This window comes from Sporosarcina luteola, assembly GCF_023715245.1.
GTDB classification, from domain to species: domain Bacteria; phylum Bacillota; class Bacilli; order Bacillales_A; family Planococcaceae; genus Sporosarcina; species Sporosarcina luteola_C.
Map to the genome: position 1 here is coordinate 2,064,128 of NZ_JAMBNV010000001.1, position 23,551 is coordinate 2,087,678.

18 protein-coding genes and 1 tRNA gene are annotated in these 23,551 nt (G+C 43.8%); 8 read left to right on the top strand and 11 right to left on the bottom strand.

Translation table 11 applies throughout. The annotated features are described in order from the left end of the window. Positions 1-67: 67 nt before the first annotated feature. Both M3152_RS09940 and M3152_RS09945 read left to right on the top strand, forming a co-directional pair. Positions 68-256: a YkvS family protein gene (locus tag M3152_RS09940; protein WP_251694968.1), complete on the top strand. Its 189-nt coding sequence runs from the start codon at positions 68-70 to the stop codon at positions 254-256. A gap of 171 nt (positions 257-427) precedes the next feature. Next, positions 428-1,066 carry a hypothetical protein gene (locus M3152_RS09945; RefSeq protein WP_251694969.1) on the top strand — a complete coding sequence of 213 codons (639 nt, stop codon included), beginning with the start codon at positions 428-430 and terminating at the stop codon, positions 1,064-1,066. Positions 1,067-1,130: 64 nt separating this feature from the next. Here M3152_RS09945 and M3152_RS09950 read toward each other — a convergent pair whose 3' ends face one another. Both M3152_RS09950 and M3152_RS09955 read right to left on the bottom strand, forming a co-directional pair. Continuing rightward, the gene (locus M3152_RS09950; protein ID WP_251694970.1) at positions 1,131-1,571 is read right to left on the bottom strand and encodes a MarR family winged helix-turn-helix transcriptional regulator; all 441 of its coding nucleotides are present in this window, start codon (positions 1,569-1,571) and stop codon (positions 1,131-1,133) included. 84 nt (positions 1,572-1,655) lie between these two features. Continuing rightward, positions 1,656-3,086, bottom strand: coding sequence for an ATP-binding protein (locus M3152_RS09955; RefSeq protein WP_251694971.1), 1,431 nt, complete (start codon positions 3,084-3,086; stop codon positions 1,656-1,658). A gap of 203 nt (positions 3,087-3,289) precedes the next feature. On the opposite strand from M3152_RS09955, the gene M3152_RS09960 reads away from it, so the two are divergent. Further along, positions 3,290-5,047, top strand: coding sequence for a B12-binding domain-containing radical SAM protein (locus M3152_RS09960; RefSeq protein ID WP_251694972.1), 1,758 nt, complete (start codon positions 3,290-3,292; stop codon positions 5,045-5,047). Positions 5,048-5,096: 49 nt separating this feature from the next. Here the strand turns inward: M3152_RS09960 and M3152_RS09965 are convergent, their stop codons facing one another. From M3152_RS09965 to M3152_RS09990, 6 genes are all read right to left on the bottom strand, one after another. Beyond that, positions 5,097-6,446, bottom strand: a complete 1,350-nt coding sequence (locus tag M3152_RS09965; RefSeq protein WP_251694973.1) for a TrkH family potassium uptake protein — start codon at positions 6,444-6,446, stop codon at positions 5,097-5,099. A gap of 127 nt (positions 6,447-6,573) precedes the next feature. Continuing rightward, on the bottom strand, positions 6,574-7,326 hold the full coding sequence (locus tag M3152_RS09970) for a TerC family protein (protein ID WP_251694974.1): 753 nt from the start codon (positions 7,324-7,326) through the stop codon (positions 6,574-6,576). 298 nt (positions 7,327-7,624) lie between these two features. Then, a complete protein-coding gene (locus M3152_RS09975; RefSeq protein ID WP_251695312.1) occupies positions 7,625-10,690 on the bottom strand; it encodes an efflux RND transporter permease subunit in 3,066 nt (1,021 codons plus the stop codon). 305 nt (positions 10,691-10,995) lie between these two features. Further along, on the bottom strand, positions 10,996-12,570 hold the full coding sequence (locus M3152_RS09980; RefSeq protein ID WP_251694975.1) for a peptide chain release factor 3: 1,575 nt from the start codon (positions 12,568-12,570) through the stop codon (positions 10,996-10,998). A gap of 135 nt (positions 12,571-12,705) precedes the next feature. Beyond that, a complete protein-coding gene (locus M3152_RS09985; RefSeq protein WP_251694976.1) occupies positions 12,706-14,196 on the bottom strand; it encodes a UDP-N-acetylmuramoyl-L-alanyl-D-glutamate--2,6-diaminopimelate ligase in 1,491 nt (496 codons plus the stop codon). A gap of 205 nt (positions 14,197-14,401) precedes the next feature. Further along, positions 14,402-15,451, bottom strand: coding sequence for a M42 family metallopeptidase (locus tag M3152_RS09990; protein ID WP_251694977.1), 1,050 nt, complete (start codon positions 15,449-15,451; stop codon positions 14,402-14,404). A gap of 96 nt (positions 15,452-15,547) precedes the next feature. On the opposite strand from M3152_RS09990, the gene M3152_RS09995 reads away from it, so the two are divergent. Then, entirely contained in the window at positions 15,548-17,158 is a 1,611-nt protein-coding gene (locus tag M3152_RS09995; protein ID WP_251694978.1) for a two-component system sensor histidine kinase NtrB, read from the top strand. Positions 17,159-17,238: 80 nt separating this feature from the next. Here M3152_RS09995 and M3152_RS10000 read toward each other — a convergent pair whose 3' ends face one another. Next, entirely contained in the window at positions 17,239-18,624 is a 1,386-nt protein-coding gene (locus tag M3152_RS10000) for an aldehyde dehydrogenase (protein ID WP_410055837.1), read from the bottom strand. 318 nt (positions 18,625-18,942) lie between these two features. Here M3152_RS10000 and M3152_RS10005 point away from each other — a divergent pair, with 318 nt between their 5' ends. Then, the gene (locus M3152_RS10005) at positions 18,943-19,101 is read left to right on the top strand and encodes a hypothetical protein (protein WP_251694979.1); all 159 of its coding nucleotides are present in this window, start codon (positions 18,943-18,945) and stop codon (positions 19,099-19,101) included. 65 nt (positions 19,102-19,166) lie between these two features. On the opposite strand, the gene M3152_RS10010 is transcribed toward M3152_RS10005, so the two are convergent. Beyond that, positions 19,167-20,018 carry a DNA-3-methyladenine glycosylase family protein gene (locus tag M3152_RS10010; RefSeq protein WP_251694980.1) on the bottom strand — a complete coding sequence of 284 codons (852 nt, stop codon included), beginning with the start codon at positions 20,016-20,018 and terminating at the stop codon, positions 19,167-19,169. Between the two features lie 124 nt (positions 20,019-20,142). On the opposite strand from M3152_RS10010, the gene M3152_RS10015 reads away from it, so the two are divergent. The 3 genes from M3152_RS10015 (at position 20,143) to M3152_RS10025 (ending at position 23,102) form a co-directional block, all read left to right on the top strand. Beyond that, positions 20,143-20,215, top strand: a tRNA-Val gene (locus M3152_RS10015). A gap of 222 nt (positions 20,216-20,437) precedes the next feature. Then, on the top strand, positions 20,438-22,498 hold the full coding sequence (locus M3152_RS10020; RefSeq protein ID WP_251694981.1) for a catalase: 2,061 nt from the start codon (positions 20,438-20,440) through the stop codon (positions 22,496-22,498). Between the two features lie 370 nt (positions 22,499-22,868). Then, the gene (locus M3152_RS10025; protein WP_251694982.1) at positions 22,869-23,102 is read left to right on the top strand and encodes a hypothetical protein; all 234 of its coding nucleotides are present in this window, start codon (positions 22,869-22,871) and stop codon (positions 23,100-23,102) included. A gap of 166 nt (positions 23,103-23,268) precedes the next feature. On the opposite strand, the gene qoxD is transcribed toward M3152_RS10025, so the two are convergent. Continuing rightward, entirely contained in the window at positions 23,269-23,550 is a 282-nt protein-coding gene (qoxD, locus tag M3152_RS10030) for a cytochrome aa3 quinol oxidase subunit IV (RefSeq protein ID WP_251623711.1), read from the bottom strand. Position 23,551 lies beyond the last annotated feature (1 nt).

Here is a 23,551-nt window from a genome sequence, read left to right on the forward strand (position 1 = left end):
ACACTTTACGTCACGGACTTTTTAAGGCAAACTATAAAAGATAATCTGTTTAAGGAGCTGTTTGATTATGAAAATCGCAGAAGTGGGAAATATTATAGAGTTTAAAGATGGCTTGCAAGGTATTGTGGAGAAAGTGAATGAGAACTCTGTAATCGTCGATTTGACATATATGGAAAATTTCGATGAACTGCAAATGGAGGAAAAAACTGTCATCAACCATAAACGCTATACAATCATCCACGGCACTGATGAATGAAACATTTTACGTTGTACTTCGTCCAATAAAGTGAAACTCGCTCAGGGGGATTCTATCCCCCACTGAGTATTAGGTAAACCAATCGGGCATTTACTGGCAGTTGATCTCCCGCCTTAGCGGGAGAGAATTACTGCCGGTTAATGCGGGATAAATGAATAGGAGGGATTTTCAATGAAATTCAATTGGAAAATAGTTTGCACAGGTTTTGCGGCTGCGATTCTCCTTACAGCTTGTGGCACCGATAATGCGGTTCAACAGGAAACCAAAACGGATGAACCAGAACAAGTTGTCGATGGAGCAAACGGCAGCTCGACGGATGGAACGTCAACCGATGCGGGATCCGATTCTACAAATGATGGCGCTGAGGAGTCCGCTGCTGATATGGCCGATGCTGTGCTAACTGATAGCGATGCCCAATCATATGCAATTGAAGTATTGCCCGGCTATACGTTAACTAGTGAAGAGCCTGGACGGGATAGTTTGTTTGCAGACGAGAATCCAGAAGCTTTTATGCGAATCGAAACACAACCTGCCGAAGATGGAGCATATGACTATTTCGCGGATAATATGCTTGAGGTATTGAAAGCTGCAAGCAATGGCGCAGAACCTGAAGAATTGACGGATGTTTATTCGGATGTCGAGGATGAGGGCATCAAGAATGCAAAAGCATTCAAGGTGGATACGGAAACAGGACCTGTCACGGGAGTCGTTTTTGAAAAAGATGGTATGGTCGTTAGACTTACTCTTTTCGATAATCCAGATGAAGAATTCAAATCTGATTTCTTGAATATGGGACAGACAGTACAATAATTTAGATAGTAGAATGACAAACGCCGAACAGGTTATGCCTGTTCGGCGTATTCTATGCATGAAATCATGAAAGGTTCTTAATGGATAATCCTAACTTTCTCAGGAGTTCAATTGCCGTGTCCTGTTCCGTCTTCGAAAGGGCGGACATCAATTCATTGATTTTCTCTTCATGGGACGGAAAAATATCTTCAATCAATCCCTTGCCCGCAGCTGTAATAGACATATACGTGATCCGTTTATCTTCGGTGCAATACACCCGTTCAATAAGCCCTTTCTTTTCAAGCTTATCTACGACATACGTCATGGATCCGCTGCTAAGCAGGATTTTTTGACCGATTTTTTGAATTGGTTGCCTTCCTTTGTGGTATAGAAGTTCCAGGACAGCAAACTCCGTAGGATTCAGCTTATAGGTTTCTATCAGTTTATTCGCCTCTTCCAAGACAACCTTGCTTGCCCTTGAAAGGACGATGAATAATTTCAATGCACGTTCTGTATCATTTGACATAGTTCGGATCCACCTTTTGTTTTCCTGTCAGCGTCTCGACACTATTATAGCGACAAATAGACGAATGTGTCAAAACGGATCGATTCAAGAGACGATGGACTGTTTGCTACTCAAAGGATACGAAGCACCTTCTTTTGCCTTAGGGAAGGTCAATATGAATTTTGTACCTACGTCGACTTGACTATCGACGGCAATCGTCCCGCCGTGATCTTCCACTGTTTTCAGAACAAATGGCAGTCCTAAGCCTGTTCCTCCCGGCTTTGAACTGAAAAAAGGCATGAACACTTGGCTCACTTGATGGCGAGTCATCCCTTTTCCCGTATCTGTTATGGAAAGGATAAGTTTTCCGTCGGATTCCGAGAGGTGAACGGCTAGCTTTCCACCGACCTGCATCGACTCCAATGCATTTTTAAATAAATTTAAAAGAACCTGCTTCATCTTATCCGGATCGCCGAAAATGTGTGGGTTGCTGTTCAGTTCCACCGACTGGGCGACTTCGATGCCATCCATGACCGCTTTAGGCAATAGTATTGAAACCATATCTCCGACCAATACTTCCAAAGAGAACACGGATTTCTTCTTTTCAGAGGGCTTTGACAAAACGAGCATCTCCCCAAGAATAGTTTCCATTCTCTCTATTTCGTCTTCAATTACGGAAATATAGCGGATTGAATCATCTGTAGCCGATACTTTTAGCAGTTGTGTGAATCCTTTCAAAGTTGTAATCGGATTTCTTATCTCATGAGCAATGCTAGCAGCAATTTGTCCGACGGCGGATAATGATCCTGAATGGGCCAACTGTACTTGCAGATTCTCTATTTCAGTGGAATCTGACATTTGGAAAATGAACATATTTGTTTCTTTATCATAGTAGGTTGTAATATGATAGTATCTTGTATCTTCTGTTGACCTTTGGTACGTTTTAATTGACTCGACAAAGCCTTGGTCTTTCACCTTTTCAAGAAGACCATGAACAGACTCATCATTTTCAGGATCTATTATGGAAAGGACATTGCCAATACTTTGACCAATCAACTCCTTCCGTGTTTGATTGATAAACACGCTATGCACTTCATTTACATCACGGATTTTTCCGTCTTGATCGACCAAAAGCAGAAAATCGGATGATTGCCTGAACGCATTGAAATACGTTTTTAAAGACGGAATCTTGCAAGGTTCCTGTAAATCAAACTTTGCAATGATCTTTTTTATGTCGGGAATGTAGAATAATTGCAATTGACTCGGGCCATTTTCATCAAAACATAATGTAACCGACAATTTTTCCATCAGTATCTGTTCAGATGTCCTTGCCCGTTCGGAAAATCCTGTCCATTCACACAGAGAAGTCGAATCTATGATTTCACTGATATTCTTTTTGTCTGTTATGTCGAAGTGCATTTTAAATGGCTCATTTTCATAATAAATGTCCCCATTTACTTGTAAAACCAACATAGGTCGAAAACTGTCATCCAACAGGAATGACATGCTCTTTAAAGTACTATCGAAATCACTCATTTGATACCTCCTGTGCCTATTACCAAACAATATGTGAAACGACAAGATTTCATGCGAAAAAAATCATTTTTTAGAACTTCAATTAAATAAAGTGTCTTCAATTCTGATTATTTCATATTATCTGTCGCAATAAAATAGTAGTTAATGACTAAAATAGGTATCTAATTTATCAGTAATTAGTATTATATCAAAGGAGCAAGCATATGAACATAGTTCTCACTACATTAAACGCAAAATATATTCACACAAACCTCGCTATCCGGTATTTGAAAACATACGCAATGCCGGAATATGAGCCTATATTGACGGAATATACAATAAAAGATCCAGTTTTAAATATTGTATCAGATATTTATCAAAAAAAACCAAGTATTGTCGGATTCAGTTTGTACATATGGAATATTGAGGAATCGATTAAGGTAATCCGGGTACTCAAAAAGACAAATCCCGAACTTGTCATTGTAGCCGGAGGACCTGAAGTGACGTATGACTTCGACAAATGGTTGGAAGAAGTCCCTGAGATCGATTTTATCGTTCTCGGCGAAGGAGAAAGGACTTTTAAACAATTGCTCGATTACCATGCGGGGAAAATCAGTCTCAAAGAAGTGCAAGGAGTCGCCTACTTAGAGGACGGAAGATTGAAATCTACTGCTCCCGGACCGAAACTAGATTTACGAGAGCTGCCCTCCCCTTTCAGATTCCCTGAAGATATTCCTCATCTGGGCAACCGGGTGACATATATTGAGACGAGCAGGGGCTGTCCGTTCTCTTGTCAATTCTGTTTATCATCCATCGAAGTCGGCGTCCGTTATTTCAATAGGGATTCAGTGAAGGACGACATCCGATATTTGATGAAAAATGGCGCCAAGACAATCAAATTCGTAGACCGCACGTTTAATATAAGTCGGAGCTACGCCATGGAAATGTTTCAATTTCTTATTGATGAACATATGGCGGGGACGGTTTTCCAGTTTGAAATAACCGGTGACATCATGCGTCCGGAAGTCATCAACTTTTTAAACGAGAATGCTCCTGCCGGACTCTTCCGCTTTGAAATCGGAGTGCAGTCGACAAATGATTTGACGAATGAACTAGTACAACGAAGACAAAACTTTGAAAAGCTGTCCAGAACTGTCACTATGGTGAAAGATGGCGGAAAGATTGCGCAGCATCTAGATTTGATCGCCGGGTTGCCGGAAGAGGATTATGCTTCATTCAGAGATACATTCAACGATGTCTTTGCCATGCGTCCTGAAGAGCTTCAATTAGGCTTCCTTAAGCTATTAAGAGGGACTGGCTTGCGTATTCAGGCTGAACAATTCGGTTATACGTATATCGACGAAGCTCCTTATGAAATCTTATCCAATAACGTCTTGACATTTGATGATATCTTACGGATCAAACAGACCGAGGATGTACTAGAAAAGTATTGGAATGACAATCGTATGCCGCGTACAGTTGAGTATCTCGTATCAGAAGTGTTTGAAACGCCGTTCGACTTCTTCCAGCAATTCGGTACGTTTTGGGAAACGAAGGGCTGGTCGAGAATTGGCCATCAGCTTCAGGATTTGTACACAAGACTGGAGAAGTTCCTCCTTGACTATGGACAAGCGGATATGAGTATCGTTACTAGTTTAATGAAAATCGATTATTTGGCGCATCACACTTTCCAACCTCGACATATTTGGTGGCGTGAAGACATGGAGCCTGAAACACTGGCAGCAATCGAAAGGTCGGTGTTGGATGACAAAGTCCTTCTGAGCAATATTTCAACGCCTACACGGCTTACCGAAAGGAATATCCGGAAGCATACATTCATCACTCCGGTCTCCATCCGACCGTCAGAGGCATATGAAGAAGGTTCTGTGAAAGAAGAAGGCTATCTTGTCACGTTTTTCTGCAAAGGACAAAATCCACAATTTCATTTTATTGAAAAAACAACGGAGAAAACAGTTCTCTAAACATTAAAAGCATCTTTCCTCTTCTAAACAGCGAGGAAAGATGCTTTTTTCATCCGATGATGACGCGTTCTTTAGGATATGTGTAAGGTTTTTTATTGGTCTTTCCACCTAATGTGTACAGGAATGAAATGAGACCTACTCGTCCAATAAACATGAGAACCATGATGATTAATTTACCAATTACCGACAGGTCAGATGTAATTCCGAGCGACATGCCGCACGTACCAAATGCAGAAGTGATTTCAAAGAGGAGTGCGACGACCGGAACATCCTTTTCGGTAATCAGCAAAATAAGCAACGCCGTCATAACCATCATTGCCGCAAGCAGGATAACTGCATAAGAGCGGTAGACGTCTATAAGCTTGATTTCCCGTCGGAAAATGTTAATGACGTTATTGCCGCGTGCAAAATTGATCAGAAACAGGAGCGCGATAGCGAATGTCGTCGTTCGGATTCCGCCACCTACCGAACTCGGTGAAGCCCCAATGAACATTAATGATGAAATGAAAATATCCGTCGCTTCACTGAACTGTGTAATGTCATAGGTCGTCAATCCTGCTGACCGTGAAGACACAGAGTGAAACAATGAGGCAAAAATCTTTTCATGCCATGCCAACCCCTTAAAGGAGTGGAATGACTCTAAAATGTAAATGAATAACGCCCCCCATACGAGCAATAATCCGAATGTGACGGTTGTAATTTTCGTAAAGAGGGAAAAACGGAAATTCGGCACTTTTTTCGAGAAATAGCTTTTCACTTCTATCAGCACAGGGAAACCGATTGCACCTAGGATGATGAGAATCATCGTGACTGTTTGTACGAAGTAATCACCGAAATAAGGATGCAACGATGATCCCGTAATATCGAAACCGGCATTCGTGGTCGCTGATACCGACATGAACATACCATTCAGCAAAGCTTCACTGAAAGTGTCGTAATACCGCTTAATATACAATGTCAAAATGATGCCACCTGTAATCTCAATCAAAAAGATGATCCGGACAATTTGATTAATGAGTCCGACGACTCCGGCTAGCGAATATTGGTTATGGTCCACCATGATGAGTTGACGTTCACGCAGGCCGATTCGCTTTTTGACCAAAAGCCAGAAGAATGTACCGATCGACATAATTCCGATTCCGCCTAATTGCAGGACGAGCATAAGCATGCATAACCCGAAGACGGAATAGGTGCCCCCTATACTAATCGGAGTTAACCCTGTCACACTGACCGCACTAACCGCAGTGAATAAACTATCTATGAAGCTGACCTCGACGCCTGGCAAATAAACGCCTGGCAAATTCAACAATAGGAAGGAAAATCCGATCGCCAAGAAATAATAAAAGACGATAACTTGAGCGGGCGTGAATCTATGCAGACTTTCCCTTGTGAGTTTCATGCCATCAGAACCTTTCTAAAAAGAGGGAATCGTCTTTTCATTTTAGTGAACTTCTGCTTAAAAGGAAAGAAAATCGCTATAAAAAAACATTCGGCCGGTACATTTCGCCATGTACCGGCCGCTTCAATCACACTTTTTTTCGATTTCTTGCCATTGCAGTCAAATAACCACCAATAGCAATTGCTAAAAGGACACCCCAGAAGATTGATTTCCAGATCGTCGAATGCGGGAATGCCTCATCAATGATTTGCAGCTTCGGATGTGACAATGTCATTACGACCAATTTGACTCCAACCCAGCCGACAATAAGGAATGCGGCTGTTTCAAGGGAAGGAAATTTCTCCAATAGCACGACGAATTGTCTGGCGGCAAAACGGATAATAACCAAACCGATGATTCCACCTAGAAGCATTACGACGAATTGGCCTCCGTTAATTCCGCCGACATGAAAATCACCAAGCTCCGGCAAAGTGACCGCCAATGCGACTGCGGCAAGCATCGAGTCAAGGGCAAATGCAATATCTGCTAGCTCTACCTTGAAAACCGTCATCCAAAAACCGGATTGCTTACGCTGTTTCTTCACATCATCGTGATCATCTTTCCCTCTATCTACTAAGCTTTTAATCGCTATAAATAAGAGATATGCAGCACCCAATGCTTGTATTTGCCATATGTTCACCAAAAACGTAATCATGAACAATGCAGCAAAACGGAAGACAAATGCCCCAAGCAAGCCGTAGAACAATGCCTTCTTCTGTTGAACTTTCGGAAGATGCTTCACCATGACAGCCATTACGACAGCGTTATCCGCAGCCAGTAACCCTTCTAGTGCAATCAATACAACAAGTACCCATGCGTATTCCAATAATATTGCTTCCATTTAATTTCCTCCTTATTTCTCCAAATAAAAAAACCCTCACCTAATAAAAGGCAAAGGTCTCGCTAAGTCAGAAATTTTCAAGTGAATATCTGCTATCATAACCGATGGCGCTTGCCATGTACTGACGACTATGAAATAGGTTGCCCTATAGCTACTCCCCTTTGACAACTGTCAAAAGAAATATTTGGTTGTTGAGTGCTTACTAAGAAATTATACCATCAAAGATATCTGGACACAATTTATTCGCGACGAAAAACTAGTAAAAAATCCGGAGAGTTGCACCTCCGGATTTTTGCTTCTATTCAACTTCAACCGCACGTCTTCTCGTTTGCCGGTCGAACAAACTGTAAATGATTGGAACGATATACAACGTTAGGAATGTAGAGCTGATCAACCCACCGATGACAGCAATCCCCATCGGCTGATTCATTTCAGTCCCTTCACCGATTCCGAGCGCCAATGGCAACAGCCCTAGTATTGTCGTCAAGGCGGTCATCAGTATTGGTCGCACGCGATCCTTCACAGAGGCGATAATGGCATCATATGAAGACATGCCAGCATCTTTCCGTTGGTTGATATAGTCAACGAGAACAATTCCGTTGTTGACGACTATGCCGACGAGGACCAGAATGCCGATGACAGCAGTCACACTGATAGGCGTATTCGTAGAGAATAGCCCTAACGCTACCCCAATCACCATCAGAGGTACAGAGAACATGATGACAAACGGGTACTTGAAGGACTCGAATTGGGCAGCCATGACGATATAGACAAGGACGACGGCAAGAACAATGGCCATTAGCATATCATCGATGGCACTCTCGAAAAGTTCCCGATCGCCCCCATAAGACATTTCCGTCTCTTCTGGCAGTTCGATTTTCTTCACGATTCCATTCACTTTATCAGTCACATCCCCTAGTGACAATGACGACTCATACTTTACATTGAAGGAGACGGAGTGGGCTTGGTCAACCCGTTGGATCGATACCGGGCCTTCTGCAATGGAAATCGATGCGACATCCTTCAATGGGATGAAAGCTCCTGATGCAACCCTCAACTTGATTTGCTTCAACTTATCAATGCTATTGCGATACTTTTCATCGTACTGGACGATGACCGAGACAACATTCTCTTTTTTATCAATAAATTGCGAAGCAGCTTGACCGCGTGTAATTGAATTCACGGTTTGCGCTATTTGATAAGGCACCAATCCAAGATCCGATGCCTTTTCACGGTCTACTTCAATATGGATTTCCTCGACCGTATCTTGAAGATTATTTGATACTTCAAGTATCGAATCCATCTTCCGCAGCTCTTCATCAAGTTTAGCTACCGATTCGTTCAATCTCGCTTCATTCGTATCTTTCAACGTAAAGGATAATGTATTCGGACTCGATCCTGCTGCAGTCTGCATTTCAAAGCTTACGTTTGCTTCTTCACCTACGAGATCAAGTACATCGGGTTGAACATCATCGACGAACTCGAATACCGAACGATCCCTCTCTTCTAGAGGTGCGAGTTTGACGTACATTTCCGCCCGATCCGATTCTGAACCTCCTTGCGCCATGCTTTGCTGCGTTCCTCCGATAAGACTTACATAAACGTCAATTTCTCTTTCCTCTTTCAGCCTAGTCTCGATCTTTTTCACGATTGTCTTTGTAGATGACAACGATGCCCCATTCGGCATCTTAATCGAGATGCTAAAGAACCCCTCATCCGTTGGTGGCAGGAATTCCGTACCGACCTTGAATAAGCCGAAACCGCTAACTACAAGAAGGGCAAGTGTCATAACTAACACGAGTGCACGATGGCGGAGTGACCATTTGACCGATCGTTCAAACCTATTCAACGTCTTCGAACGTCGCCTTCTCGCTTCGATATTCTTCGTGGGTTTAGTAAGCATCCGGCTCGCCATCATCGGTACGACCGTCAATGCGACGACAAGGGAAGCAAACAGGCTGAATGAAATCGTCAACGCGAATTCCGTGAAGATCTGCCCGATCAAGCCACTGATGAAAATGACGGGCACAAAGACGGCGAGTGTCGTCAATGTTGAAGCCGTAATCGCTCCGCTGATTTCTTTCGCACCGTCCCTTGCAGCTTCAGTACGATCTTTCCCCATTGCAATATGCCGTTCGATATTCTCGATGACAACAATTGCATTATCGACTAACATCCCGATCCCTAGCGCCAACGCGCCTAGCGTCATGATGTTGAGCGAGAAATCAGCGAAAAACATGAGCACGAATGTGACGATAACAGAATAAGGGATCGCAATGCCGATAATGATCGGGCTTTTGATCCCCCGGAGGAATAAAAACAAAACAATCATCGCAAATAGTCCGCCAAGCAATAATGATTGGCCGATATTTCCGACGGCAAGTTTCACATAGTCACCTTGGTCGAACAGAATATCCGCCTCGACACCGTCGTATTCCTCTTGGGTAAGCAATCGATCCAACGCATCCTTGAAAGCTGTAGACACCGTTGCCGTATTTGCACCGGATTCCTGCAGCACAGACATGAGGACGGCCTGTTGATCATTCGCCCTCGTTTCGGAAGTTGCCTTCGCTTCTAACATTGCAACATCCGCAATGTCTTTCACTTTCACTTTTCCTCCGGTCATCGGATTGATGCCTACCGTGACTTCTCTAAAATCGCTGATGGTCGTTAATGAACTGATGATTCTTGTCGTCAGTTGCTTGCCGTCATTCGTTTCAATCGGCTCCCCTGGCATCGATACATTGTTCGCTTGGATTGCCTGTACAATATCCGATTGGACAAGTCCGAAATCCTCGAGCTTTTTCTGATCCAGAATGACCTGGACCTCTTCCACCAACTTTCCTGTAACGGTAACGCTGGCGACTCCTTTCGTCCTCCGCAGCTCCGTTTCCAGACGCTCCGCGATATCCCGTATATCCGCTTCTTCTGAGTTCGTTCGAAGCGATAATTGGATTACCGGAAATTGTGCAGGGTCAAATTTCATGAACCTAGGAGCATTGGCGCCTTCCGGTACTGGTACTTGGTCGATTCGTTGCATGATGTCCAGTTGCACATCGTCGATTTTTGTAGCCCAGTCAAACATGAGCAGAATGAAGTTGGCACCTTCCTGTGATGACGACTGCATTGATTTCAAGCCGGGGGCAGTAGACAAACTTGCCTCAAGGGGCTTTGTCAGTTTCTCACTCACTTCCGTGGAAGAGGCACCCGGATAGTTGGTGACGACGACTGCTACCGGAGGGTTCAACTCGGGTATAAGTGTCACTGGAATTTTAAAAAAGGAAACTGCCCCTAGGATGATGACTAAAAACATTGTCACAATCGTAAAGACAGGTCGTTTTATGGAAAAGTTACTGATTTTCATTTGCACATCCCTTTCGTCTGCAAAGCGCTTACTACTATCATATTGAAAGATGACAGTAACATCAAACATGAACAATATATCCTTCCGGTAAACACGCTCGGAAATTTTATCGATCATTTCCACAGATATATCAATCATTTCCAGGGAGTTATCAATCATTTTGGAGGAGATATCGATCATTTCCCGGAAGTTATCGATCATTTCCCAAGTTTTATCGTCATTTCATGATCTTTGACCCACCTGAAAACAGTACATCGAAAAAAAGAAAAACCGGAGAGACCAAGCCCCCCGGTTTAATTGCTGAATTATAGTAAGCTGTACAGTCGGATGTCCGGGAATTTATCACCGAACCAACGAAGTGCAAAATCATTTTCAAATAAGAAGACCAAATTATCATAACGATCCTTCACGAGCATGGAACGTTGCCCCGTCATCGACTCTTTCACATCGCTTTCATTTTCAATCCAGCGAGCGACTTTGGAGCCGATATGCTCCATGTGCACATCAACATTGTATTCGTTTTTCATACGGTGCTCGAATACTTCGAATTGAAGTTGACCGACGGCACCCAATAAAACTTCTTCTGTATGCAACGTTTTGTAATATTGGATTGCTCCTTCTTGAACCAATTGAAGGATCCCTTTATGGAAATGCTTCGACTTCATGACGTTTTTCGCTGTGACACGAACAAACAGCTCAGGCGTGAACTGCGGCAACGCTTCGAACAGGAAATTCGACTTCCCTCCGACAACAGTGTCGCCGATTTGGTAGTTCCCCGTGTCATACAAACCGATGATGTCCCCGGCAACCGCTTCATTTACCGTTTCACGGTCATCAGCCAAAAATTGTGTCGTCTGTGATAATTTAATCGTTTTCGAAATTCGTGGTACTGTGACCGACATTCCCCTTTCGAATCCGCCCGATACAATCCGGACAAAAGCGATGCGGTCACGGTGAGCCGGATTCATATTCGCCTGGATTTTGAAAATGAATCCTGAGAATTCCTCTGAATTCGGACCGATAAGTTGGTCGTCCTTCGTTTTCCTAGGCTGAGGAGGTGGTGCAAACTGAAGAAATGTTTCCAAGAATGTCTGCACTCCGAAATTCGTCAAGGCACTGCCGAAAAACACAGGGGTTAATTCTCCCTTGGCAACCCTTTCTACATCGAATTCATTCCCGGCTTCATTTAAAAGCAGAACGTCTTCAAGCGCCTGCTTGTAATAAGAAGTTTCCGTCATCGGATGCTCGACTGCAAGCTCCCCTTCTTCATTCAACGGAAGGAAATGACTGTCCCCTTCGACACGTGCTTGCTCGATGCGATTATTATAACGGTCATAAACACCGATAAACTCTTTGCCCATGCCGATTGGGTAATTCATCGCATATGATTCGATCTCAAGAACTTCTTCCAATTCTTCCATCAGTTCGAGAGGCTCTTTCCCTTGGCGGTCCATTTTGTTCATGAACGTGAAGATAGGAATGCCTCTCATCCGGCACACTTTAAATAGCTTGATTGTCTGAGGTTCGATGCCTTTTGCCGAATCGACCATCATGACAGCGGCATCAACCGCCATTAATGTACGGTATGTGTCTTCACTGAAGTCTTCGTGTCCAGGTGTATCTAGAATATTGACGCGCTTGCCATCGTAATCGAATTGCAGCACGGAAGACGTGACTGAAATTCCACGTTGCTTTTCAATTTCCATCCAGTCGGATGTTGCATATTTACCTGTCTTCTTTCCTTTTACGGTACCTGCGTCACGGATGGCGCCGCCAAAATAGAGCAGTTTTTCCGTCATCGTCGTTTTCCCGGCGTCCGGGTGGGAAATGATTGCAAACGTTCGTCGAGATGCAATCTCTTCATGTATAGGTTTTTCCATTTTGTCCAAACTCCTTCTTTTCCACTTTTCTAAGCATAGACAGATTACAAGTCATTTTCAACAATTTTTTCTCCATGACGCAAAGTCTTTTACTAAAAGGAAAAGAGCCATCTCTATTGACAGCTCTTCATCTTCCTATTTCTCTATATAACCCCTACCAAACTTCTTTTCCGCCTCATCCAATGCGATCTCCGCGTCGGAATGAGGCAATTTTTCTCTACCGACAATTTGATAGTCCTCGTGCCCTTTTCCGGCAAAGATGATGACATCCCCTTCATCAGCGACCGAGACGGCATGGCGGACGGCTTCCTCACGATCGCCGATGCATGCATATTGAGTGTGTTTCATACCCGCTTCGAGTTCGGACAAAATCGTTTCGTACGCCTCATCTCTCGGGTCATCCGTCGTCAGCACGACATAATCGGCGATCGATGCCTTCTCTGCCATGATCGGACGCTTTACCCGATCCCTGTTGCCACCTGTACCGATGACGAATATCAATTTACTCTCAGCATCTTTATAAGGTAACACTGCTTGAATAGCCTTCTCGATTGCATCGGGTGAATGTGCGTAATCGACATAGATACTCAACGGCAACTCCGTATCGACTTTCTCCATCCTGCCTTTTGCAGAAGGAATAACCGCTAGCCCTTCGAGGATTACATCCATCTCAAGCCCCTTTGCATATAAGGCTGCAATGACCGCCAAAGCGTTATAAACATTGAATTCTCCAATGAGCGACATCGTGACGTCGAATCCTCCAGCCGGCGAATCCAAGCGGAATGAAGTACTGTCGACTGTCATCTTGACGTCCGTTGCCCGGAAATCCGCGTCATTGTGAACTCCGTACGTAAATACCGGGAACGAGGTCATTTCCTTCATTCGCTCTCCCCAAAGGTCATCCACATTGACGACGCCATACTTCGGCTGCGCAAGATCTTGTCCAAGTTGCGCAAATAAAAGCCCTTTAGCATGCCCGTAATGCTCCATCGTTCCATGGAAATCCAAATGGTCATGTGATAAATTCGTGAAGATCGCAATGTCAAATTCGGTGCCCGCGAGTCTTCCTTCGACAAGCCCATGAGACGAAACTTCCATCGTCATCGTGGAACATCCGGCATCAGCCGCTTGCTTGATCATTTGCTGTGTCGTCAGCACATCAGCTGTCGTATTTTCAGTTTCAAATAAAACACCATCCAAGTTGAAACCGATCGTACCCGTTACTGCAGACTTCTCTCCTGTATGGAGCAACACGGAATGAAGCATATTGCTGACGCTCGTTTTTCCGTTCGTTCCCGTCACGCCGATCATCGTCATCCGTTTCGAAGGATAGTTCAAAAAACGGGGTGCAAGCAAAGAGACCGCTCTTGACGTGTCTTCTACATAGACGATCGCCACCTTGTCCAAATCGGCTTCGACGGGACTGGCCGCCACGATCACTCTTGCTCCATTGGCAATCGCTTTCGAAACGAATGCATGTCCATCCACAGTAAATCCTTTGATACAGACGAACACGCCCCCCGCATTGACAGAACGTGAATCGACTGCAATATCCGTAACAATGTCGGGCAAAACCCCTTCCACTCTCTTTATTGGTAAACTTGAAAATAAATATTCGGTCTCCATACTGAGGCCACCTTCCAACTATTCTTAGTCTAGCTTCAGGCGCTAGATGCTCGGGACATAAGTCAATGTTGCTTTGTGGCAAAAGACGCCACGACGCAACCTCTCCTTATGCCTGAGGCCGGCAGGATGCCGGTCATGCAGTCGATGCCGCAGGACGCGGCGTACTTAGACTGCGAACCTCTACTGATCAAGCGCCTTCCGCTTTTCAATTCATCATTTCGGATACTACATAAGCATGCAATAATTGTGCTGTCGCTTTCAAGGAGTCGACATGAGTCCTCTCCAGTGCATGGGAAGATTCAATTCCCGGACCGAACAGTGCATGTCTAACATCGAAGCCCGCTCGGATTGCAGCAGATGCATCCGATCCATAATAAGGGTAAATATCAAGCTTATACGGGACACTCCCTTTTTCACAAAGAGCCGTCAAGTGCCTCGTCAGCGCATAATGGTATGGCCCACTTGAATCTTTCGCACATATCGAAACAGTGTACTCATCGGAAGTTTGTCCATCTCCGATCGCTCCCATATCGACAGCTATATACTCCACGGTTTCGTTCGGGATATTTGAGTTCCCGCCATAACCGATTTCTTCATTGTTCGAGATATAGAAGTGAGTCGTATTCGGTAGTTCCGTTCCGTTTTCCTTCAATGAACGTATCAATTCCAACAAAAGTGCCGTACTTGCTTTATCATCGAGATGCCTTGATTTGACAAAACCGGTTGGCGTCACTTCAAATCTCGGATCAAATGAGACAAAATCCCCCACTTCAATGCCAAGCGCCCTCGTTTCGGCGGCATTCGTCACTTTCTCATCAATCCGCACTTCGATATTGTCGGCATTTCTTTCTGCGCTTCCTGAATTACGATAGACATGGACTGTAGTCTGATGCATCAAAATCGTCCCGCGGACTTCCTTGCCTGAGGCAGTATGTATATGGCAATACTCACCTTCCACCGCATTCCAGTTAAACCCGCCAATCATAGTCAATTTCAGCCTGCCGTTGCTTTTGATTTCCTTCACCATCGCTCCTAGCGTATCCGTATGGGCGGTCAACAGCCGGTGGCGTGAATCGTCCTTCCCTTTCAAAGTTGCGATAACAGCCCCTTTATTCGTCCGTGTAAACGGGACTTCAATCTCCCCAAGTTCGTCAGCGATGACTTGCATGACTTTTTCAGTGAAGCCCGATGGACTCGGTGTTTCCACTAGTCTTTTCAATAGCTCAATCGTTCTTGACTCATTAAATTGATGCATCTCTCATTCCCCTTTTCTTTTTCTGAAACTTCTGTTTCCAATATAAAACAAATGTTGTATGATACTTATAATACTACTACTTTCCGAGGTGCATCAATGGAAAACGGTCACTACCTTCACTCTAAAAATAAATATCTTATCAGTTCTTTTTGTTTTATCGTTCTCCTTCAACTACTTGCTTCACCTTTCTATAACCAACCGTTATATGTACTGCCAATTGCAGCTGGTGCTCTTTTCAACCTCAGCCTCTTTGGTCTTCTGCATTTTGGAAAACCGAACCAAAAATTAATTAGTTGGCTAATCATCGTCGGAAGCAATTTTTACATTGTATCCTTGCTGTTTGTCGACGCAGACTTTCCCTATCTTTTCTTTTTGTTTTTCCCTATAATCATGTCTCTCGTCTTTAGTGACAAATACTTGCACATTACCATGCTCGTCTTAACGGCTATCGAATTGACCGTATTATTGCAGGTCATAGGCCCATATTTCCATCCAACTAGAGATGCAAAATTAGTAATCCATTTCAGCTTCTTATTTCTTATCGTTGTGCTGCTACTTTTCATCATCACAGTGAAAATCGGTCCGCAAATGAAAAAGCTGATCATTGAAAAAGAAGTTATGAGTATAACTCTTTCCTCGAAGGACGGTTATTTGGATCTGTTTTTCGAACATGCGCAAGATGCGATTGCAGTGTTCAGTCTTGACCAAAAGCTGCTTGCCGTCAATCCCGCATTTGAAGAGATGTACGGTTGGAAAAAAGAGGAATGCATCGGCAAATCAATTCAGTTGACACCTCCATCAGAATACGAAGGAAAGGCAGAGCGTCAAGACTACCTATTGCAAGGTAGGAGCTTTACAAACATCCGGTCAAAAGAGCTCCGGAAGAACGGCACTATATTTGAAGCAGAAACGACCATGGCACCAATCTATGATAAAAATAAGGAAATCGTAGCATTGTCCCTGATTACTCGTGATATAACGGAAAAACTTCAAGCAGAACGTATGAAGATTGAAGCGATTAAACTGAATGCAATTGGTGAAATTGCTGCGACTGTCGCCCATGAAGTGCGGAACCCGATGACTTCAGTAAATGGATTTGTCCAATTGATGAATGAAGATCCCGACAATCCTTACCGTACTTATACGGAAATTATGGAAAATGAAATTGAAAGGATCAATTTAATCGCGAATGAATTCCTGATTTTATCGAAACCGAATATTAAACAACGGAAGGAAATCGACGTAGAAAATACGATCATCGGAGTGATCGACCTTTTTGATAAGGAGCTGAAAATGCGGCAAATTAATTGCTCACTATTTTTAGCGGAGTATCCGTCAACTGTTTTCGGGAATGAAGAAAGTTTGAAACAGGTGTTCATCAACCTCATGAAAAACTCTTTGGAGGCTGTACAGGACGGCGGTACCATCTCGTTTTACAATTCCATTGTCAATAATACTATTTCCATTACGTTGACTGATAATGGCCACGGTATGGATCCAGAGACTTTCGAACAATTGTTCATACCATTTTTCACGACAAAGGACGGAGCTACAGGACTTGGACTCGTCATTGCGAAAAAAATAGTATTGGATCACGGAGGGAGTATCAATTTTAATGCACTCCGAAAAAACGGAGCTGAATTGAACGTGAGTTTTCCTATCTATTCACTTAATAAAAGTATTGGGCTTGCTACTCTCGCGGATTGATAGGCTATATTCGTTCAACCCTACTAGTAACGTGCGAAGGAAAAGCCTATGCATCCCTTCGCACATTGCTTTGTATAGTCCTAACGCAGTAGAGACCTTACAATCGCCAGTTTATTTCCATACGGCGGATAACCAAGACGGACAGGCAGCTTTGTACTTCTCTTCAAGATCGATTTCGCATGAGTAAAGAGGTCAAAGCTTGCCTTTCCATGATAGGCATTCATGCCGGATGCTCCTACTCCACCGAAAGGCAGATGGATATTGCCAACGTGGGAAATGGTATCGTTAATGCAGCCTCCGCCAAATGAAAGATGTTCCAAGAAATAATCCTGCGCTTGCTCATTTTCAGAGAAAAGATAGGCTGCTAAAGGTTTGGGTAGTTGGCGGATACGTTGAATAGCCTCCCCTAAATTCCCGTAGGACAAGATTGGAAGAACAGGACCGAATATTTCATCCACCATCGCGGGCCCGTCCCATGAAACGCCATCCAAGAGGGTCGGACTCATGTATAGATTGTCACGGTCCATTATGCCTCCGTAGACGACATGGCTCTTTTCCTTATTAATAATTTCAGCCAGTCGATCAAAGTGTTTTGCGTTGACGATTCTTCCATAATCGGGACTTTCCACGCTGTCCTCTCCATAGAAGTCGTGTATGCAGTTGATGAGTTCCTTTAGAAGTTGCTTCTTCACTGTTTCATGGACGAGAACGAAGTCAGGGGCGACACAAGTTTGCCCGTTATTCACGTATTTGCCCCACACAATCCGTTCCGCAGCCCTCTTCAAGTTAGCAGTCTGATCGACGATGACAGGACTTTTCCCACCAAGCTCCAACGTGACCGGCGTTAAACGTTCCGCTGCTGCCTTCATGACAATCTTCCCGACAGCAGCACTGCCCGTAAAAAATATATAATCAAAAGGTGCATGGATCAATGCGGAAGTTTCCTCAATCCCGCCTTCCACGACCTGTACATAATCTTGCGGAAAAATTTCCGTCAATAGATCTTTTATGATTTTAGCTGTATGGATAGTTGCTTCAGACGGTTTGACGGTTACACAGTTTCCCGCAGCAATAGCGCCAACTAATGGATCCATAATTAACTGAAAAGGGTAATTGAAAGGTCCAATGATCAAAACAGCACCATATGGTTCCCGTACGATGAAACTTTTCGCCGGTTGCAGATGTACTGGCGTCTTCACAGATTCAGGCTCCATCCATCCCCTTAAATGCTTCACCATGAATGAAATGCTAGATAATACGAAACCGACTTCCGTCACGTACGATTCAAACTGGCTTTTCCCTAAATCTTTCTGCAACGCTTCAAAAATCTCTTCTTCCTTTTGAACGATCGCTTTTTGTAAACGCCTCAACATGTCTAACCTGAATTCCACAGTTTTTGTCACTCCGGAATCATAAAAGTTTCGTTGAAATGCGATTTTCGATTCGATTTCTCGAGAAATTTCCACAATTAGCCCACTCCTTCAACAAATTAAATTGTCAATATAGCAAAAGAACCGAATTCACTTCGTCAAATTCCGACCAATTACGCAGTTTGGGGAATTGAATGTCAACATATACTATGAGTACATAATTCATTTAATTTGCACCTTGAATTTAAGTGTAACAACCTATATAGCCAATGAAGAAAGGCTTGTTTATCCGGTGGGCAAGCAATAGGTCTAATGATTCTTTTTCGGTAGTAAGCGTTTCAGTCCCTCTCATTCACGGGTAAAGACATAACACATAGCCACAAACCAATAATGAATGAAATGGAGGAAATGAACATGACAACAACAGAAACTTGGTGGGAAACAATTTTTGAGGGGAATCTTTCCTTAGGTCTCAACAAGGAGCGCGTTACGGACCTAGATAATGAAACTTTCCTCTACTTTGACCCAAAACATGAAATGGATCATGATACTAACCAAAACCATACACACTAATAGACAGGCTTCCCGATCGAAGGGAAGCTTTTTTACGTCCTGCTTCGGGTGGCTTTTATTACTTGTTATTCTATGCTTCTCCACAAATATAACGCAGCATAACTTAAATAAGGTGACCATGAAGGAAAATGAACAATCATTTCATCAGCGGTCGGTTTACGGTCGAGATTCCATAAGCGTTTCAAAGCATTTTGAAGACCGATATCGGCTAATGGAAATAAATTCGGCCGCCCTAGCCCGAACATGAGGAAGTTTTGCGCAGTCCAAGGCCCAACTCCCCGATGGACAATCATCTCTTTCATCACTTCCGCATCATCCATCTGAGTAAACCTTGCCAACTCCAACTTGCCATCCACTATCGAGCGGGACAATCCGATTACATATTCCGCTTTCCTGCCACTGAATTGAAGCTTCCGTAAATCCTCCACTTCGAGTGCAGCAATCGTTTCTGGATTCGGGTATCTCCAAACACCCTCCTGATTTGAACCAAAAGCTTCAACAAACCGCATTGTCAAGACGTGTGAAAACGCCAAATTCAACTGTTGGTGAATGATGTTTTTCATTAATGTACCATAGAGTGAAAAACTTTTGATGAGAGGCGTACCAGAATGTACCTTAAAGAGCTGTTCAAGATCCGTACCTATAAAATGATCTGCAATTTCATCCAATGGACGGTTAAAATGAAATACGGACTTAAGTTGATCAACCTGCTTTGTATTCATCGCATTTTTCAATAGGAAGGATGGAGATTCTTTCGATCCTAAGCCATATAGGCTGATGATATTCCCTTCCTCCATTGGTATGCGGATTTCACGTTTTGCGAGGTCCACAGAATTCACAGGGTCCCCCGCTAGTCGTTCCAGTGCTTTATCAAAGTCATATGCGAACGGAATCGAAAATTGTGTATCGATACTCATCACCTCTTTTCTTCATATTCTACCTTTTATTCGTGCTTATAAAAAACTTTTAGAAATAGTGTTGACTTCTATGGAAAACAAGCTATAATAATAAATGTGCAGTAAGCAAGCAACACTTTCTCCCGATTCCGTAGCTCAGCTGGGAGAGCGCTACCTTGACAGGGTAGAGGTCGCTGGTTCGAGCCCAGTCGGAATCATTAGGTGCCAAACCTATTGGGACAACCGTCGGAACAACGGTTGAGCCCGCATAAACAGTCCTATTAGGCCGGATGCCTAGGGGCTGTTTTTTTGTGCTTACTTTTAATTGAAATTCCAGTTGAGAATCTACATACAACGAGAAACAGTAAAAATGTGTTATTTCCTGAAAAGCCCGCATAGGCTAGTATGTATGTTTCAAATAATAGTTAAAGGATGGATGAATGGATAGCAAGTCTTCAAAAAACCAAAAGCCAGTCGGTCAAAATCCTAAGCAAGATCAATTGGATCAATTCCGTGTGCAAAACACAGGAAAACAGATGACGACAAACGAAGGCAGAGTGATTCCGAACGACGAACAGACCTTAAAAGCAGGTGTGCGTGGTCCTTCCCTTCATGAGGATTATTGGTTTTTAGAGAAAATGTCCCACTTCAACCACGAAGAAATCCCCGAAAGAGTGGTCCATGCAAGAGGTTATGGAGCATACGGCGAGTTTGAAAGCTACCAATCGATGTCCCATGTCACGAGAGCGGGATTCTTACAGGAACCTGGCAAAAAGACTCCTTTGATATGCCGTTTTTCCACCGTACAAGGGCCGAAAGGGTCTTATGATACGGCTAGGGATTTGCGCTGCTTGGGAGTCAAGCTCTATACCGACGAGGGCAACTACGATCTAACGACAATTGCCATGCCTGTTCTCATCATTCAAGATCCGATGAAGTTTCCGGATTCAATGCACGCCTACCAAAACAAGCAGGATGACGGGATACCGACGGCCAGCGGAGCACACGATAGATTCTGGGATTTTGTTGCAAACAACCCGGAATCCATTCATATGGTTACGTGGATTATGTCCGATCGAGGCATCATAAGAAGTTATCGGATGATGGAATCATGGTCGATCAACACCTATTTATTCGTTAATGGAGAAGGTGTGGCAACCTTTGTCCGTTTTGTTTGGAAGCCTGTCCTTGGAGTCCACTCCCTGCTACAGGAAGAGGCGCTCAAAATAGGCGGGCTTGACCCGGACTTCCATCGGAAAGATTTACGGGAAGCAATTGACCGTGGGGCATATCCCGAATATGAACTAGGCGTCCAACTCATTCCAATGGAAGATGAATTCAAGTATGATTTCGATGTTCTGGATCCTGCCAAGTTCTGGCCGGAAGAGCTTATCCCTGTCCAGATCATCGGTAAAATGACGTTAAATCGGAACGTGGATAATTACTTTGCTGAATTGGAGCAAGTAGCATTCAACCCTGCGAATGTTGTTCCGGGGATCGGTTTCTCGAATGATCCTGTTTTACAAGGAAGATTACTTGCTTACAGGGATACACAGCAATACCGACTCGGAAGCGCCAATTATGAACAACTGCCAGTCAACAGGCCTCTCTGCCCGTTCCACAACAATACACGAAGAGGCGTTATGAGGATGCGGATTGATGTGGATCAAGTGAACTATCATAATAACTCCCTCGCTAATAATACCCCCTATACGGCGCCACCTGAGGAAGAGATCTTTATACATTACCCTCGAAAAGTTGAGGGTCACATCATTCGTGGACGAAGCCCTTCATTCAATGATTTTTTCTCGCAACCGAGAATTTTTTGGAATAGCTTGACGCCTGTAGAGAAGCAACATACCATTGAAGGATTTAGCTATCAGCTCGGAAAAGTCAAAAGTGAATCTGTTCGCCAGCAAAATGTCGATTTATTGGTAAATGTGGATAGAGAGCTCGCCAACATCATCGCGGATAATATTGGCGTTAATCGTCCAAGCGGAACAAATGTCACTGTCTCAACTAAATTCTCTTCCCTTAGCCAGGAAAGCACTCCTAAGTATGCATATTCATTAAAGGTCGGTGTGCTAATCGGCAACGGATTCAACAGCAGCGAAGTGACAAGCGCGCTCCGTGCGTTACAAGAGGCCGGGACTTTTGTCGTCATCATAAGTGAAACGCTTGGAACCGTCACAGGGGATGATGGCACGAAATTAAAAGTCGACGAAACATTCCTGACCTTCAGTCCTTACCTCCTAGATTCGATCTACGTTGTAGGCGGTAGTCACAGGAACCAAGCTAAGTTCAACTATGAAGTCACTTACTTTACGCAAGTCGCCTATAAGCATTACAAACCTATTGGCATCGCTTCCACTGGACAGTCATTTATGCAGGCAACAGATGATAACAATTTAGCTGGAGTCGTCTTTGCCGCAAATAACCCAAACTTCGGAGAAGATTTCGTCACTGCTATCGCGCAGCAACGTTTTTGGAATAGAAAATGAAGCAAACCTTTTGGAACGTCTTAAAAATACGATCCAGAGTGTCGACAAAAGGGATGGAAATCGAATTGATTTCCATCCCTTTTGTCTTATTAGACGCATTGACGCCAAACGTTAGACTAACGCAACGTTGATTTCCGTTCCGGGCGGACGCTTTCCGAGGGGCTTACCCTCAGCCTCCTCGAAAAGTCGCCGCCCTGCAATCCAATCAACTGGATGTCCCTTAGAGCATCGACATATGTCTAGCTGGTCTGGAACGTCTTAAAAGTCGTTCTTTTTTGCTTACAAGACAACTGTTAGCTGGATATCATTACATAAAAAAGTTTGACAACTTTGTGAACAAGGTAAATAATATAGAAAAGGGGTGTTGGTAATGGAATCCAAATTGAAGATGTTAAATGCCGTTAAAATTGTCGGACTTACAGTACTAGCGATCGGAATCTTCGTTTTCTCGTACGGGTTCTTTGTAAGCGATTACAGTGCAATCACCGGCATCGGAATTGGAACTGTGATGGGAGCTATTTTCATCTTCCTAATGGGGGTCTTCTTTGTTGCAACGGAAGAAATGCTCGAGAAGACGGATAAAGGGATGCGCAGTATTCAATAAAAAAAGAAAGGAGCGCCCAAAGTGGCGCTCCTTTCCTGTTACGTCTAGACTCCGGGCGCCAGATGCTCGGGTCATAAGCCATCCCTGCTGCGAGGCAAAGAACGCCTCTTCGCAGGGTTGGCTTATGCGTGTAGCATCTAAGCAGGCGCCCTTCGCTTTTGTTCTATCACATATCCCAAACCAATATTAACAACGTTCCGAAGATGGTGACGAGCGCTATCGCAATTCCGTAATAAATATTTGCGTAAATCGCCACTTTGTCTTCCGACTCACCTGCATGCATAAAGCCGACAAGTTGCACTGCAGCTTGTATGAATGCCGTGGCCAAAAGAATCGTCATCCCTACTGCAAATGACACATCTAAGAAGTAGACCGTCAATGCTGCAGCAGTCAGAACTAACGAAAAGACAAATCCCATTACTTGTTTACGCGGGAATAATTCGCTCATA

Excerpts from the sequence above, each read along its gene's own strand:
- M3152_RS09950 (WP_251694970.1), bottom strand. The coding sequence starts at position 1,571 with ATGTCAAATGATACAGAACGTGCATTGAAATTATTCATCGTCCTTTCA.
- M3152_RS10005 (WP_251694979.1), top strand. The coding sequence starts at position 18,943 with ATGACAACAACAGAAACTTGGTGGGAAACAATTTTTGAGGGGAATCTT.
- M3152_RS09985 (WP_251694976.1), bottom strand. The coding sequence starts at position 14,196 with ATGGAGACCGAATATTTATTTTCAAGTTTACCAATAAAGAGAGTGGAA.
- M3152_RS09975 (WP_251695312.1), bottom strand. The coding sequence starts at position 10,690 with ATGAAAATCAGTAACTTTTCCATAAAACGACCTGTCTTTACGATTGTG.
- M3152_RS09940 (WP_251694968.1), top strand. The coding sequence starts at position 68 with ATGAAAATCGCAGAAGTGGGAAATATTATAGAGTTTAAAGATGGCTTG.
- M3152_RS10020 (WP_251694981.1), top strand. The coding sequence starts at position 20,438 with ATGGATAGCAAGTCTTCAAAAAACCAAAAGCCAGTCGGTCAAAATCCT.
- M3152_RS09960 (WP_251694972.1), top strand. The coding sequence starts at position 3,290 with ATGAACATAGTTCTCACTACATTAAACGCAAAATATATTCACACAAAC.
- M3152_RS09965 (WP_251694973.1), bottom strand. The coding sequence starts at position 6,446 with ATGAAACTCACAAGGGAAAGTCTGCATAGATTCACGCCCGCTCAAGTT.
- M3152_RS09980 (WP_251694975.1), bottom strand. The coding sequence starts at position 12,570 with ATGGAAAAACCTATACATGAAGAGATTGCATCTCGACGAACGTTTGCA.
- M3152_RS10010 (WP_251694980.1), bottom strand. The coding sequence starts at position 20,018 with ATGAGTATCGATACACAATTTTCGATTCCGTTCGCATATGACTTTGAT.
- M3152_RS09955 (WP_251694971.1), bottom strand. The coding sequence starts at position 3,086 with ATGAGTGATTTCGATAGTACTTTAAAGAGCATGTCATTCCTGTTGGAT.
- M3152_RS10025 (WP_251694982.1), top strand. The coding sequence starts at position 22,869 with ATGGAATCCAAATTGAAGATGTTAAATGCCGTTAAAATTGTCGGACTT.
- qoxD (WP_251623711.1), bottom strand. The coding sequence starts at position 23,550 with ATGAGCGAATTATTCCCGCGTAAACAAGTAATGGGATTTGTCTTTTCG.
- M3152_RS09995 (WP_251694978.1), top strand. The coding sequence starts at position 15,548 with ATGGAAAACGGTCACTACCTTCACTCTAAAAATAAATATCTTATCAGT.
- M3152_RS09945 (WP_251694969.1), top strand. The coding sequence starts at position 428 with ATGAAATTCAATTGGAAAATAGTTTGCACAGGTTTTGCGGCTGCGATT.
- M3152_RS09990 (WP_251694977.1), bottom strand. The coding sequence starts at position 15,451 with ATGCATCAATTTAATGAGTCAAGAACGATTGAGCTATTGAAAAGACTA.
- M3152_RS09970 (WP_251694974.1), bottom strand. The coding sequence starts at position 7,326 with ATGGAAGCAATATTATTGGAATACGCATGGGTACTTGTTGTATTGATT.